14 protein-coding genes and 2 pseudogenes are annotated in these 13,901 nt (G+C 66.6%); 7 read left to right on the top strand and 9 right to left on the bottom strand.

What is annotated here, in order from left to right; genetic code table 11:
- The first annotated feature begins 53 nt into the window (after positions 1-53).
- A complete protein-coding gene (locus tag G6N27_RS16845; RefSeq protein ID WP_163777907.1) occupies positions 54-800 on the top strand; it encodes a class I SAM-dependent methyltransferase in 747 nt (248 codons plus the stop codon).
- A 4-nt stretch (positions 801-804) separates the two neighbouring features.
- Here the strand turns inward: G6N27_RS16845 and G6N27_RS16840 are convergent, their stop codons facing one another.
- Entirely contained in the window at positions 805-1,695 is an 891-nt protein-coding gene (locus tag G6N27_RS16840) for an SDR family NAD(P)-dependent oxidoreductase (RefSeq protein ID WP_163777903.1), read from the bottom strand.
- Between the two features lie 29 nt (positions 1,696-1,724).
- Positions 1,725-2,303, bottom strand: coding sequence for a TetR/AcrR family transcriptional regulator (locus G6N27_RS16835; protein WP_163777901.1), 579 nt, complete (start codon positions 2,301-2,303; stop codon positions 1,725-1,727).
- 112 nt (positions 2,304-2,415) lie between these two features.
- Between G6N27_RS16835 and G6N27_RS16830 the strand changes: the two genes are divergently transcribed.
- The 3 genes from G6N27_RS16830 (at position 2,416) to G6N27_RS16820 (ending at position 4,866) form a co-directional block, all read left to right on the top strand.
- Complete coding sequence (locus G6N27_RS16830) at positions 2,416-2,976, top strand: carboxymuconolactone decarboxylase family protein (RefSeq protein WP_163777899.1); 561 nt, start codon at positions 2,416-2,418, stop codon at positions 2,974-2,976.
- Positions 2,977-3,016: 40 nt separating this feature from the next.
- Positions 3,017-4,000, top strand: a complete 984-nt coding sequence (locus G6N27_RS16825) for an SMP-30/gluconolactonase/LRE family protein (RefSeq protein ID WP_163777897.1) — start codon at positions 3,017-3,019, stop codon at positions 3,998-4,000.
- 125 nt (positions 4,001-4,125) lie between these two features.
- Positions 4,126-4,866, top strand: a complete 741-nt coding sequence (locus tag G6N27_RS16820; protein ID WP_163777896.1) for a methyltransferase domain-containing protein — start codon at positions 4,126-4,128, stop codon at positions 4,864-4,866.
- 6 nt (positions 4,867-4,872) lie between these two features.
- Here the strand turns inward: G6N27_RS16820 and G6N27_RS16815 are convergent, their stop codons facing one another.
- Positions 4,873-5,997, bottom strand: coding sequence for an FAD-dependent oxidoreductase (locus G6N27_RS16815; protein WP_163777894.1), 1,125 nt, complete (start codon positions 5,995-5,997; stop codon positions 4,873-4,875).
- Positions 5,998-6,204: 207 nt separating this feature from the next.
- Between G6N27_RS16815 and G6N27_RS25365 the strand changes: the two genes are divergently transcribed.
- Positions 6,205-6,582: a hypothetical protein gene (locus G6N27_RS25365; RefSeq protein WP_232065117.1), complete on the top strand. Its 378-nt coding sequence runs from the start codon at positions 6,205-6,207 to the stop codon at positions 6,580-6,582.
- A gap of 12 nt (positions 6,583-6,594) precedes the next feature.
- Here G6N27_RS25365 and G6N27_RS16805 read toward each other — a convergent pair.
- Positions 6,595-7,944, bottom strand: a pseudogene (locus G6N27_RS16805) (alpha/beta hydrolase domain-containing protein); the annotation flags it as partial.
- Positions 7,945-7,995: 51 nt separating this feature from the next.
- On the opposite strand from G6N27_RS16805, the pseudogene G6N27_RS16800 reads away from it, so the two are divergent.
- Positions 7,996-8,295 (top strand): annotated as a pseudogene (locus G6N27_RS16800) (hypothetical protein); the annotation flags it as partial.
- Between the two features lie 55 nt (positions 8,296-8,350).
- Complete coding sequence (locus G6N27_RS16795) at positions 8,351-9,559, top strand: MFS transporter (RefSeq protein ID WP_163777892.1); 1,209 nt, start codon at positions 8,351-8,353, stop codon at positions 9,557-9,559.
- Between the two features lie 16 nt (positions 9,560-9,575).
- On the opposite strand, the gene G6N27_RS16790 is transcribed toward G6N27_RS16795, so the two are convergent.
- From G6N27_RS16790 to G6N27_RS16770, 5 genes are read right to left on the bottom strand one after another with little or no spacing between them, the layout of a single operon-like run.
- Complete coding sequence (locus tag G6N27_RS16790; protein ID WP_163777890.1) at positions 9,576-10,307, bottom strand: hypothetical protein; 732 nt, start codon at positions 10,305-10,307, stop codon at positions 9,576-9,578.
- 51 nt (positions 10,308-10,358) lie between these two features.
- On the bottom strand, positions 10,359-10,784 hold the full coding sequence (locus G6N27_RS16785) for a pyridoxamine 5'-phosphate oxidase family protein (protein WP_163777887.1): 426 nt from the start codon (positions 10,782-10,784) through the stop codon (positions 10,359-10,361).
- A 42-nt stretch (positions 10,785-10,826) separates the two neighbouring features.
- Complete coding sequence (locus G6N27_RS16780) at positions 10,827-11,999, bottom strand: sulfotransferase family protein (RefSeq protein WP_163777884.1); 1,173 nt, start codon at positions 11,997-11,999, stop codon at positions 10,827-10,829.
- A complete protein-coding gene (locus G6N27_RS16775; protein WP_232064633.1) occupies positions 11,996-13,093 on the bottom strand; it encodes a DUF1214 domain-containing protein in 1,098 nt (365 codons plus the stop codon). Before G6N27_RS16775 ends, G6N27_RS16780 begins: the two co-directional genes overlap by 4 nt.
- Positions 13,094-13,098: 5 nt before the next feature.
- Entirely contained in the window at positions 13,099-13,815 is a 717-nt protein-coding gene (locus tag G6N27_RS16770; RefSeq protein WP_163777881.1) for an NUDIX hydrolase, read from the bottom strand.
- Positions 13,816-13,901: the final 86 nt, after the last annotated feature.

The raw sequence follows: 13,901 nt of genomic DNA, 5'->3' as shown, positions 1-13,901 counted from the left end.
CGCCACCACAGCTTCACAGCTGGGTCACAACTGACGTCACTAGGCTCGGTGACATGCCAGCGCGACTGAACCTGTTCACTAATCGCCAGCGCGCCAACTCATTTGGCAGCGCGGCCCACAATTACGACGCCTTCCGCCCGCGTTACCCCGACCAGTTGATCGACGACGTGTTGGCTTCCGAAGCTCACCGTGTCCTCGAGGTGGGTGCCGGCACCGGCATCGCCTCGATGCAGCTCATCGAGCGAGGCGCCGACCTGCTTGCGGTCGAGCCCGATGCCCGCATGGCCGCGGTCGCCCAAGCCAAGGGCATCCCGGTCGAGATCGCGACATTCGAGGAGTGGGAGCCCGCGGGCCGCCAGTTCGATCGGGTCGTGTTCGCCGCATCCTTCCACTGGGTCGATCCGGCCGCAGCACTGCCGAAGATCAGCGAAATCCTCAACGACGGCGGACGATTGGCGCTGATCTGGAATCGGCTGCGACCCACCAACCCGACCCGTGCCGAATTCGAGTCGATCTACCGGGACTACATGGACGTCGAAACCCACAGGGGCGACGGCAATCCCGACGAGGTCGTCGAGCTGATCGCTGACGCGGGCTTCACCGTCACCCAGCGGCGCTATCCGCACGACGTGCACTACACCGCACAGCAGTGGGTCGATATCGCCTTCACGTTCTCCAACCAACTGATACTCGCCGAAGACAAAGCAGCGCAGTTGCGCGCGCGGTTGCTCGAGCGCATCGGATCCGCGGGCGTTTCAGTCGGCGGCGATGCGGTGGCGATTCTCGCCACACCGGTGTAGCCGACTACACCGTCAACGTTGTCCCGGTCTCTCGCTCGCCGAACTCGACAACCCTTGCGGCGGTGTCATAATCGCAGGCCAATGGCGACCGTCCGATCAGCACGGGGCCGCCTTTCAGCCCGAAGCGGCCGTCGACACCGACATAACTGCCGGGCGGAATCGGCTCGCTGATGCAGTACAGCGTGGGCGCGGCGCCCTCTTCGATGTCGTTGCCGAACCTGCCGGCCAACGTCGTCACCGCCCGGTGAAACCCGCCCATCAGCGGCGTGCTCGACACGTTGGAGAGATTCGACGAGACCCAGCCCGGATGCGTGAGTTGGGTGGAGATTGGGGATTTCGCGGCCCGCAGCCGGCGATCCAGCTCGAGGCCCCACAGCATCACCGCAAGTTTGGAACGCGCATACGCGGGATAGGCGGCCCACCGGTTCGATCGCAGATGCATGTCGTCGAGCCGCAGCGTCGCCGATTTGTGGGCGTCGGATCCGACGTTGATGATCTGCGAGCGGATGCGTCCCAACAGCAGATTGGTCAGCGCGAACGGGCCCAAAAAGTTTGTGCCGATGGTCATTTCGAAGCCATCGACGGTTTCGGTTCGACGCTGACTGAGTCCCCCGGCATTGTTGATCAGGATGTCGACGTCGCCGTCGAGGAGGTCAGGGAATGCGCGTACTGATGCCAGATCGGCGAGGTCGAGTTTGACGATCGAGGTGGAGCCGCCGATCTCGGCAGCCCGCTTGGCGCCCAACTCCGTGTTGCGGACGGCCAAGATCACGTGTGCACCCGCGTGGGCAAGCAGACGTGCGGTGCCCAACCCCACCCCGTTGGTCGCTCCGGTCACGATGATGCGCTTGCCGGTCAAGTTACCGAGTCTGCTCGGCGACCAGGATGTCGTCACCGTCTGAGACTAGCGTCGCCTATCAGCATTCACCGGCCCGATGGGAAGAGGGCTCGCACGCCATCGGGAATCGGCGCGACCGCGTCGGGCCCGCGGATCGCCGCTTGCAGCAGATAGCCGGGCAGCACGCAGAGCAGAGTCGTGGCCAGCACGTCAGGGGCGAGTTTCACACCGTTCGACGACGCCCGCGCGGTCTCGGCCAACTCTTGACCTGCCGCGTCAAACGAGTCGCGTAACCGGGCCGCCAGCACCGGGTTGCGCAGGGCTTCCGACCACACCACCAGCGCGATCGCCGCGAAGCCGTCCTCGGCGTGGCGTTTACTCGCGAACTCCAGCGCAGCGGCCAGCGCCTCGCCCAGATCGGCGCCTCCGGCGACCGACTCTCGGACGATCGCGACGATCTGGTCCAGATTCTCCTCGGCGATCGCGACGATCATCTCGTCCTTACTGGCGAAGTACCGATACACCGCACCAGAGGACATTCCTGCCTCGCGGACCAGATCCTGCATGGATGTCTGGTGAAAGCCGTCGCGCACAAAGCAGCGTCGAGCGGCGGCCAGAATGTGGGCCCGTCGCGCGTCGCGGTATTGCGCTGAAACCCTGGGCACGTCGAGAGCTTAACTAAAAAGCACGAACGTTCGCTATTGACAGGCGGACGCCTTCCGATGCACGCTGGCGTGAAGGAAAAGTGAACGATCATTCTCTTAAGGAGGCCGGCACATGTCCGACTTCGGCACATTCGGTCGCTACACCGAGACTCCAGCTGACCGCATGCCCGCTGAGATGAGATCCGCCTACGACTTCACCCGCGAGCTACGCGGACTGGTCCCCGGGCCGCACAAGATCTGGCTGGCCAACCCGCGCCTGTCCCGGACGATCGCGCCGACCGGCGCCTACTTCCAGACCGACTCGACGTTGACCAAGGCCGAGATCGAGATCGTCACCAACCTGACCACCGGGCGCTGGGCCACGCCCTACGCCAACTACGAGCACGAAAAGATCGGCGTGCAACAGGGCGGCCTGGCGCCAGAGACGGTCGAGGCGTTGATCGCCGGGCGCCCGGCCACGTTCGACGATCCGCGTCAACAAATCGTGTACGAACTCGCCGCCACCCTCGTCACTCCCCGTTTCGTGCCGCTGGGGCTGTATCGACGCGCCAAGGCCCTGATCGGCGATGCCGGCATCGTCGACGTCACCGTCCTGATCGGATGGTTCACCGCGGTGTCGATGACGCTGGCGGCCTTCGACGTTCCGGCCAACGCCCAAGGACTGGACCAATGATGCACGGCGACAACACCATTCACGCGAAGGAGGATCCGTCATGCCAATGCCCGCAATTCCCGACGTCACGGTGACACCGGTCGCCTATTTCGATGAGAAGTACTTCCTGGAGAACCTCGCCGTGCGCCGTGACGGCTCGGTGTTGGTCACTGCGGTGCTGCAAAAGCAGCTGTGGTGTGTCCCTGGCCCGGAACCGCACGCCGATGTCGCTCCGGTGCTGGTGCACACGTTCGAACACATGGTGTCCGGCATCCTCGAGATCGAACCCGACGTGTTCATCGTCTGCGTCACCGACGCCTACGCCAGTCAACGATCTCATCTGGCGCGCATCGATCTGACCCGCTGGACGCCCGGCGAGCCCGTGACGCCCGAAAGTATTTATGCCTTCGACGATCTCGCGACAGGGCTGAACGGCAGCTGCTTGATCGGGCCCGGTGTGATGCTGGTTGCCGACAGTTTCGGCGGTCTCCTCTGGCGCATCGATGTGGGGCCGGGCGGCAGAACCGCCACAGCGCGGGTCTGGCTGGCTGACGACACGATGGCCATGGACCCCGACAGCGGCGTGCCCTGGCCGCCGCAGCCAGGTGTCAACGGTGTGCGATTCGGCGCACAAAGCGGATACGTGTTCTACACCTCAACCGCGCAGCAGGTTTTCATGCGCGTCGCGGTCGACCCGACGACGCTGGAGCCGGCGGGTCACCCCGAGTTCGTCGCCGCGATCGACAACGCGGACGACTTCTGTGTCGACGAAGATGCCGGTTTCGCCTACGTCACCCGGCATCGCGCGAACACGATCGACCGGGTGCCACTCGAACCCCGGCACGGCAGCGAGGTCCGCCACATCGCAGGAGACCCGTTCGACCAAGCCCTCGTCGGCCCGTCCAGCGCGGCGTGGCGTCGCCGTCCCGGCGACACCGGCCGGGTCGCCTACGTCACGACCGACGGTGGCACCACAGCCCCACCCGACGGGGTCATCCGCAAAGCCGCACTGCTGCGCCTCGAACTGCAACCGCCGGTCGCCTGACCTGCGACGGGTGAAATCATCCGACCCCTCGGCGTAGGCTTCCAGCACCGGGCCACTCCACTACGCGTCACGGTGTGGGCATCGTAAACAATTGCAGAACAACGTATTTCGTCGAAGGAACACAGATGACCGATCTGAGCACGATGTTGCCGCCCGCGCTTCGTAAGGCGCTGGACCTACTCACCGACCCACCGGCGGAACCGGATGTCAGCAAGGGCTACCTCGACCTGCTCAACACGCCGGAAGATGACGACGTCGCCAAGAACACCGGCGTCATCCAGGCAGCGTGGGCATCGACCATCGGATCTTTCTTCTACGACAACGTTCAGGCGCTGAGTCGCCGGTTCATCGCGGCGTGGCAACTGCCCATCGACTGGCTGAGCATCCCGCCGGGCGGCACCGCCCTCGACGTTGGCTGCGGTCCCGGTTCGATCACCGCGCAACTGGCTCGCGCGGTCGGACCTGACGGGCTGGCGCTGGGCGTCGACATCTCCGAGCCGATGCTGGCGCGCGCCGTAAACTCCGCGGCCGGATCGCAGGTCGGCTTCTTACGGGCGGACGCGCAACGACTCCCGTTGCGCGACCAGACCGTCGACGCCGCGGTGTCGATCGCTGTGCTGCAACTGATTCCCGATCCGGCGGCGACGCTGGCCGAGATCGCCCGCGTACTGCGGCCCGGCGGACGCCTGGCGGTGATGGTGCCGACGCTGCGCCCGCCGATCGACCTCGGGATCAAGCTGCCCACCGGCGGGGCTCATCTGTTCAGCGAAGACGAGATCGGCGACATCCTCGAGGACCACGGCTTCGTCAGCGTGCGGACCAAAAGCATCGGGCAGTTGCAATGGGTGCGCGGCAAGCTGGGCTGACGCTCGTCAGATCGACGGGTGGTTTTCCCGGACCCCGCCGTACATCCCACGCCGGACGATCAGCGGCATGACGATCCGTTGCACCGACCACGACGGTAAGCGGAACGCCTGACCCGTCGGCAGGAAGACCTCCAGGCCGTTGCGCTGTATCCCCAGCAACGAACCCCAGCGTCGGCCCGGGGCTTTGTAGCTGCGCAACGGCTTGCCGTCGAACTGAGCGCGAATGTTTCTGGCCACCAAGGCATCTCCGCGGTTGCGCGCGGAACTGCGCAGCGGGTCGGTCGCCGCGACGTCACCGGCCGCGAACACGCCCGGATGGCCGGGCACCTCGAGCTCAGGCGTCACGCGCACGAAGCCGTGCTCGTCCAGCACGTCGGCGGGTAGCCAATCGGTGTTGGGTTGTACCCGCCCTACGGCCCAGAGCACGGCCTCGGCGGTCGCCGGGGGTTGTCCGGTGGTCCATTGCACGGGACCGCTGGTGATCTCGTCACCCGCGAAGCCGTCCTCGACCGCGGCGCGATGCCCCGGGTGCAGGCCCACCCCGAGGTCGCGCAGCCGGCCGCTGATCCGCTGCCAGGTCTTCGGGTGATAGCCGACGAGGGCCCGCTCGCCGGGGAAGTACAGGTCGATTCGCTTGTCCGGCCAGGTGGTTGCCATGTTGGCGGCACTGCTGACCGCTGCCGCTCCGCCGCCCACGACGATCACCGACCGGACGGCGGCCAATCGGCCATGTGCGGCACCGAGATCGCCGCCGATGTCAGCGGCCGATTGCAGGGTCGGCCGACGCCAGAAGCCGTTGCTGACCCCGGTGGAGACGACCAGCGCGTCGTAGCCCTCGGTGAACGTCGAGCCGTCGTCGAGCCGGCCGGAGACGGTCTTGGCGGCCAGGTCGACGCCGGTCAGGGCGCCCTGAATGATCCGCACCCGGTCCAGGCGGCGAAATCTGTCGAACGGGATCCAGTAGTCGCGAGCCCAGTCGCGAGGTCGGGACAACCGGACGCCGAGTTCCTGGCCGCTGACCAGGCCCGGCTTGACCGAGATGCCGACAACATCGGCGTGCCGCGCGAGCCGCATCGCGGCGAGGATGCCGACGTCCCCGAGCCCGGCGACCACGACGCGCTTGCGGGTCATGTCGTCGCCGTGTCCACCGGGGTGAACCCGAATGATGTTAAGGGACAGGGCTTTTGGTCAGACTGAGGCATTGTGGATGACGACGGTGCGATCATCTCGACCTCCTCACCGCCAAACTGTAACACGTTCTAGTTTGCCGTTCGTGGACGGACAATTGCGCCGGATGCTTCCGATATCGAACACAAGCTGATTAGAATCCCGCGTGTGATGACCCCGTCGACCCCCTGGGGGCACGAACGTGGGCATCTACCGCGGCGGCTGCAGATTCGCAATCAGGTCGTCGGTCGCCGGCAGGCACGCCGGCTGAGTCGGCGCTTCGCACGGGTCGGCGTGACAACCCCTCCCGATCGGCTCCAGATGATGCTGGCGGGTTCGCCGGCCGCTCACGCCGAGATGGCCGATTTCAATTTCGGGTTGATCGCGACGCGACTCAAGCGTGAACAATTCAGCGCGCGGGTCCAGCGGATGAAGCGGCGCGGCACTCGCTCGCTGCTATTTCTGGGCCTGGTCCTGGTCACGCTGAACTTCCTGTTCTGCATGGCGTGGGCCTTGTTCAGCCTGACCCTCGAGGCTGCCCCGCTCTAATCGTCGAGGTTCGGGAAACGTCGCGGCCGCGAGTTGCACGATCTCCTCGCGATCGGCGACCAAGATGAACCCCGCCTGGATCGCCGCGTCCAGTGACGCGGTGAAGCGCCCCAGATAATCCGCGGCCCCGCCCGGGTAGAGCCGACGCACGGTCGCGGCATCGAAGGGCTCGCCGGAACCGAAGATCGACGACATCGTGGTCTCCTCGCCCCCGACGCCAGAGGTCCGGGCCAGTGGCACATCGACCCACGGCGTCCGGACCCCGCCCAACGCGAGCCCGTGCTCGTCGAAAACTGGCTCACCGTCCTGCAATTCGATGGGTGCGCCGCTGGGCGGTAGCCAGCCGGTGCGCACCCAGTCGCGCAGCTGCGACAGCGCAGCCTGCAGCACATAGTGGTGCTGCGGCGCGAAGTTGATGCAGTGATCCAGTTGCTGACCCATCAGCAGGTCGGTCGGCGCATAGGCGGCGACGATGTCGGCCAACGCCGCGAACCCGCTGTCGATCGGCGCCACCTGAATCGTGTAGTTGTCCGCATGTGCCGTGCCGGCGATCTCCCACACCCGAAGCCGTTGGGTGTCAGGCTGTCTCGCGCCGTGGTAGCCCGGGCGCCGGGCGCCGAACAGGTCGGTCTCGGTGATGATCGTGAAGACCGGAACACGTAGATCGGGGCGGAACCTGATGGCCGGCGAGGTGGGATCTTCCAGCGCGCCGAATATCGAACCGCCGTCCAGTGGGGCGGCGGGCCCGAATCGCGAGTGCACCAGGAAGCCTTCGTAGACCTGCGCGAGCGGGTCGACGGCGTTGATGTAGGTCGTCAGGAACAAAGCCGACTGCGACTCGCCCACCGCGATGAGGTGCTCGACCTCCAGGTCGCTCAACACATCTCGGACGAGTTGCCCGGCGAGTGAGAAGATGTCATAGGAGTAGCCGTCGCCAGGATGGTGCAATGGCGAATATCGTTGCTTGTCTTGACTTTTCAGTGACATATCGATGCCCATGAGATTCGCGCCGCCTTCGACGCCGACGCGTTGGGCAGACACCGCCACGTAGCCGTAGCCCGCGCGCATCATCTCGCGATGCGCCATCATCCACACCGCGGGTGCATCGATGCCGCCGCTGACGTTGAGCCACTCGACGAGCACGGTCCCGTTGAACCGGGCGCGATCGGCAGGTGTCAACACGACGATCCGGGTGGTGAAGTCGGCCGTGTCCGAGGGTGTGACGGTCCAGCGGCCGTCCGGGCCGAGCTCGGTGACCGGGCTGTACGACGAAGCCGTTCCGGAGACGAAGAACTCCTCGGCGGCGTAGCCCACGTCGGCCATATCGAACGCGCCCAACAGGAGTGCGGGTTTCCCGGGCATCGGCGTGAACGCCGGCAGAGCGTCACCGATCGGCACGTGCGCATCCTATCGCCGCTGTGGAACAGTGGCGGCCAACCGGTGCCGGACGCCGGCACCGTTCGCGACCTCTTCCCGTCGCTGTCGCCGGTCGCCGAGGTGAATTGCGTCACCGTGCGGGCCCCGTGGCTCGACGCCGGCGGCGACGGATGGCGGGTACCCCGCCGGAATCGCGTCATCGGATTCGTTGGCGCCAACCTGATGAAATTCGGTCCACTGCTCGGCGAACTGCTCGCTCACGCCGTGCTGAACGATGAGCTGCCCGCCGACGACACCGGATTAAATGCGTTGCGATCGCCGCTCGACCGGGAATAACTTCCCAGGCGTCGTCGTCGTGTCAGATCGCGACCTCCAAGCAGAAAGGCAGCCCATGAACCGGCCGACCAGCCTGCTGCGCGAGCCGCAACCGGCCTCGGCCGCACCTCGGGTGAACGTCGAGTTCGGTGCCGTTCTGGCTGTCCTGCTGGCGACCGGATGGGTGGCCAACCATTTCGTGGCGCTGATGCCCGCGATCAGCGATCGGCAACACCTCAGCACTGCCACGCTCGACGCGATCTTCGGCATCTATGCGGTCGGACTGCTACCCGGCCTGCTGTTGGGTGGTCGCGCCTCGGACGCGCTCGGGCGGCGCGCGGTGGCTCTGACCGGTTCGGCGACCGCGGCCGCCGGAACGGTCGCGATGCTGCTCTCTCAGCAGCCCGACGTGTTGACGGTCGGACGGTTGACCGTCGGCATCGGTGTGGGTCTGACGATGAGTTCGGGCACCGCGTGGGCGTCGGACCTGAAAGGCCCCGCCGGGGCGGCCACCGCGGGGGCGGTGTTGATCGTGGGCTTCGCGGTCGGACCATTCGCCGGCGGGCTGATCACCGGCGCCGGTGAGCCCGGCGTTCAGATGTCCTTCGCCGTTGCCGCCGTTCTGGTCCTGGCCGCGATGACCGTCGCGGTCCTGGCCACGCGGCGCTCACCGACAGCCGTTGCGGACGAGTCTCGCGGCCCCGCGCAAGAGACCGCGTCGCGTCAGGGCATCACCCGGGCGTTGAGTTGGGCCCTGCCCCTGGCGCCGTGGGTATTCGCCTCGGCAACACTGGGATTCGTCACCATCCCGGCTCGGGTCCACACCGGGCTGGCCGCGCCGGTGGCCGCCGGGTTGGCCGCCCTGACCGTCAACGGCGCGAGTGGGGTCATCCAGATCATCGCCCGTGCGGCCAACTGGGGACCGCGCGCCGGCACCACCGGCGCCGTGCTGGCGGCACTGAGCTACGCGCTGATCGCGGTCGCTCCGCCCACCATGACGCTCGCGATGAGCCTGCCGCTCCTGCTGATCCTTGGCTGTGCATCCGGCCTTTCGCTACGCGAAGGTTTGATCGACCTGGAAGCTGCTGCGCCGCAACATGTCCGGGGAACGCTGACCGGGGTGTTCTACTCGGTCACCTACATCGGGTTCGGCTTGCCGCTGCTGTTGACCACCGGAGGATCCGACGTCACGATGCTCGTGCTCGGGATAATGGCCATCCTGGCATCGGTCGCGGCGGTCAGCCGAACGATGCGACTACGCCGAGACAGTCACCGGCAGAACTGAATCGGGACGCCCCGAATCAGGCGGCCACCACCTTGCGGGTCCGAACACCGGCAACCGGAATGGGGTCGTTACCCACCACGCTCAGCCCGGCCAGGCGTCGCCACGACCGGATCGCGTTGCGGGTGACCTCCACGATCCGCGCGGCCCCGGCATCGTCGTTCGCCAGCCGGTGTGCGCGCAGGGCATTACCGGTCACCGCATCCAGGGTGTCCCAGTCGTCGGTCTCGACGAGCGCGGTGGACTGGCAGGCCGCCCGCACCGCATACAATTCGGCGCCTTCGGAGGTCTCACCGGCTGCGCGCGCCGCGTGAGCGGCCTTGTCCCACTGCGCGATTGGTGGCATGTCGCCGGGCGCGAGTCGCCGATGCAGCTCGGCGATTTCGGTGATCGCCTCGGCCGCCGCGCCCGCGGCGTATCGAACGACGCCCCACGGCGGGCTGATCAACAGCTTGGTGACCCAGATGTGCATGACCGCGTCGGCGACGTCGGCGGTGCCCACCGTCAGCCAACCGAGGTCGAGTACGAGCAGGCTGTCGGCCGGGGTGAGGTAACCGTCGGGACCGGCCAGCAGGTCGTTGCACAACTGCACAAACGACGCGAGCGGGCGGGCGGAGGTAGCGGGAAAATCGGTGATCTGTTCGTCGCCGTTGATGTAGGAGATCACGTTCATCGCGCACCCCTTGCCCGAGCCCGGCTGGTGCGAGCCCCTGGCCAGTCGCAGCGGGTTGGTGATGCGGTCGAGGTCCATCGAAAAGCAGACTATGACTAAAGGAGTCGGCTCCCGAGGTCCGACACGGCCTTACAATTCGCCGGAGAAGTCGGCGGTGATCCAGCGGTCGGGGCGAATGGTGAACAGCACGCTCTGTTGTCCCTCGAGGCTCTTGACGAAGGCGCGCCCGCCGTCCTCGCCCAGGTACCGGATCGCGATGTCCTCGCGCACGTTCAGCGGCGTCGGCGTGGTGGTGTCGACGACAGTGCCCTCGACGACGACATACTGATACGGTGGCTCCTCGCGCTGGACGACCAGGCTCACCGCGCCGGCCTGCTCGATCAGCCTGGCCTTGCGTGACGACGCCCCGGTGCTGATCAGGATGTTGCCGCCAGGTGTGTAGCCGTACCAGATCGGGACGCTGGCCGGCGGGCGGTCGCCGGCGGCAACTGACAACACGCCGACATGTAAATCCGCGAGGAACTCCTGGCGTTGGGTCTCCGAAAATGCGGTCATGTCGGGGCGCAACCAACGAACCGCCGCCGAGTATTCCCGTTGTCAGCGCAGTTCTTCGGTCCGCACCCCGTAGCGATCCTGATATGCCCGCACCCGGTCACGGACTTCTGCGGCGTCCAGACCGGTGTCCGACCAGGTGTAGCGACCGCGTCCGCCGTCGCCGGGATTCGCGGCCAGGAAATCTCGCATCTTCGTGGCGGCCTCCGAACTCAGTTCGCGGCCGAGCGATGTGTAGATGGCTTTGATCGTGGCCCACGGGTCACTCATGAAGTCGGAGAACTGGACGTCGATCACGCGGTCCGCCGGGACGGCGCCGCTGTCGCGCAGCGCCATCGCACGATCGAGGCCGACCACGATCTCCTCGTAGGACTGAGCCGCACACTCGGCGATGCTCGATTCGTCGCTACCCATCCGCCGCAGGTGGTGCGTCAGCGCGGCGATCGACGAGATGACGTTGAGCGGGTCGCGGTGTGTCTGCACGATCAGCGCGTCCGGGTACACAGCCAGCAGGGCGTCGAGCTGCCACAGGTGCGCCGGCGATTTCAGCAGCCATTGGCCTGGAACACCGGACTGCAAGTGCTGCAGGAAGATTCGGTGATACCGGTAGGCGCCGGAATGGTCGGCGTCGTACAGCAGCCAGCGGTAGTAGTTCGGCAGCCGGTACTGCACCGAGAAGATCATGCTGGTGAACTCGCTGGCGGTGATGCGGACGCACTCCTGACCGACCAGCGCCCCCATCGGGTGAAACGCCAGAAATCCCGGGATGATCTGCTCCGAGAGCTCAATGCTGGCCTGCGTCTGGGCAATTCGCGGATCGCTGTGATAGGTCTCGGGCTGCGGCACCGGGCAGGGCGCGTCGACCTCCCATGTCAACGGCGCGCGCAGTTGCGGGTCCTGGGCCAGCAGGTCGTAGAGAATCGTTGTGCCGGTGCGGGGTTGGCCGACGATGAAGATCGGTGCGGTGACCGGCTGCTCGGCGATCTCCGGGTGCTGCCGGCGCCAGGCGATCACCTCGAGCCGGTTCTTCAGGGCACGGATCATGTCGAGGTACGCGATCTCGACGCCGATCGCCGACAGCCGGGCCTCGCTGACAAGGTCGTCGGTGACGCGTGTCAAGCCAGGCTGCCAGCCGTCGTCGCCGAAGTCGTCGCTGCCGGCTTGCGCGCAGGCAGCGGCGACCAGCGCGTCCGGCTCGAATCGCTCGCCGAGGGTCACGCCGGCTCCTCACTGCGCCGGACTGTCGCCGTCACGGCGGGGGGTTCGGGGTTCTCCAACCAGCGCAGCACCACGAATCCGCGCTCGCGGCCGCCGGTGTCGAGCCAGTGGCCAAATCCGAAGTCGGACGCCGAGATAGCGACGCGCACGAGCCCGTCATCGTCGGGCCGCACCGCGCGGTTGGTCACCGAGCTCCGCCGGCGACGCGGCTCCAGACACTCATGCCAGATGCTTTCCAGCGTGACATTCCAGTATCGGGTGTCGGGTGGTCGCAGCTCGAGCACCAGGGCTTGATCACGTTCGAGCCGGAAGGTGCCCATCATGTAAAGGTTGTCCGGGGTGGTGTCGGCAGCACCCAGATCCGCGGCCTCGGCCGTCAGCAACGTGTTGGGCTTGTCGAGAAGCTCCGGTTTGATCGTGCGGTGCAACGTGACGAGCTTCATCAGGGTCCACGCCATCGCGGTGAACTGCTCGGCGAGCTCGTCGTCGGAGAGCGGCAGCAACGGGTCGGGATCGAAGACCTCGATACGCATCGTCGCCAGCTCCTCGGCACTGCGATCACCGATGTATTCGCGGACGACGACCGACGACGCATCCTCGGGAATCTGCACCCACTGCGCGCCGTAGAGCTCGGCGGGTTCAGCGGCCGAGAGCACAAGGTCGAATTCGCCCGCCCTGAGCGCTAATTCGACGTCGCTGAGGTATGCCGCCATCCGCCGCGGCGTCAGTCCGGTGCCGGCCAGAACCTGGAAGCCGAGATAGGCGCTGGTGCCGCGGGTACCGGTGATCCGATAGTGCCGATCGCCGCGGATCATCGCCAGGTAGTAGTTGCCGTCGGGGTTCGGGCCACCGATCATCCGGTTCGGCGAGCACATGTCGAAGAACGCCGGGCGGCTGAGGTCGGCCTCGACCGACAACTGCGCGCACAGCGACGAGACCCGGGCGATGACTCGCAGCCCTTCGAGGAGTTCCCGCTCGGATTCGGCGTCCTCGGTCACGATCCGGGTGACGTCGGCGACCATCTGCTGGTAGAACTGCCACGCGGCGCGGCTCCTCGGCGCGATCTCGCCGGGCGGTTCCGACGCATGAGTCATAGCCACTACTTCCAGGCGAAGACGGGTTGTTCCAGCTCGTCGACCGGATCGTGGCGGCCTTCCAGGCCGAGCCAGCGAAGCTGCAGCAGCACGGCACCGGTCGGGGCATGAATGAGGTCGTTGCCCAACGGTATTTGGACCACTTGGCGTGGGCTTTCCGGAATGGTGATGAATCGCGGCGAATCCGCCCGCTGCAGCTGGTGCAGTCCCACCCGGTAGACCGCGACCACCTCGGCGGGCGCGGGTTGAGGGTCGAGCCGTCCGCCGCCCCAGATCACCACCGGGGTGATGACGTAACCCGACCGCGTCGGATAGTCGTCGAGCAGGCCCAGCACCGCCGTGTCGGTCAGTTTGACGCCGACCTCCTCGTCCAGTTCTCGAAGCGCCGCGGCGACCGCATCCTCACCCGGATCCAGGCGCCCACCCGGAAGGGCCCACTGCGCGGGGTGCGAGTTGAGCCGAGAGGTTCTGCGACACAACAGGAATGCTGCACCGCCGGACACGTCGACCATGCGGCCGTCGAGCGACGCCGGCATCGGGCGGCCGGCAATCCGGTCGTCCACCGGCGCCGGGTCGATCCTGTCCTCCCCGACCTCCGAATCGACGAGCAGCACTGCGACGGCTGCATGGCGCTTCGTCGGATCGGCCACGACACGACGGTCATGACCGGCCAGATGGTCGCGGATCCGCTCGCGCAGTGCCTCGTCGTAGAGGATGGTCATCACCCGAACCTAAGCCGATGGGACGCCGGTCTTCGACGACCGGTCGGCGTGACCTATTCAACTCGCCCGGCGCTGTCCCATCAAGA

It is taken from the genome of Mycobacterium cookii (genome assembly GCF_010727945.1).
Lineage (GTDB): Bacteria > Actinomycetota > Actinomycetes > Mycobacteriales > Mycobacteriaceae > Mycobacterium > Mycobacterium cookii.
The sequence above is the reverse complement of the archived record's forward strand: the minus strand, read 5'-3'. Positions and strand labels throughout refer to the sequence as shown.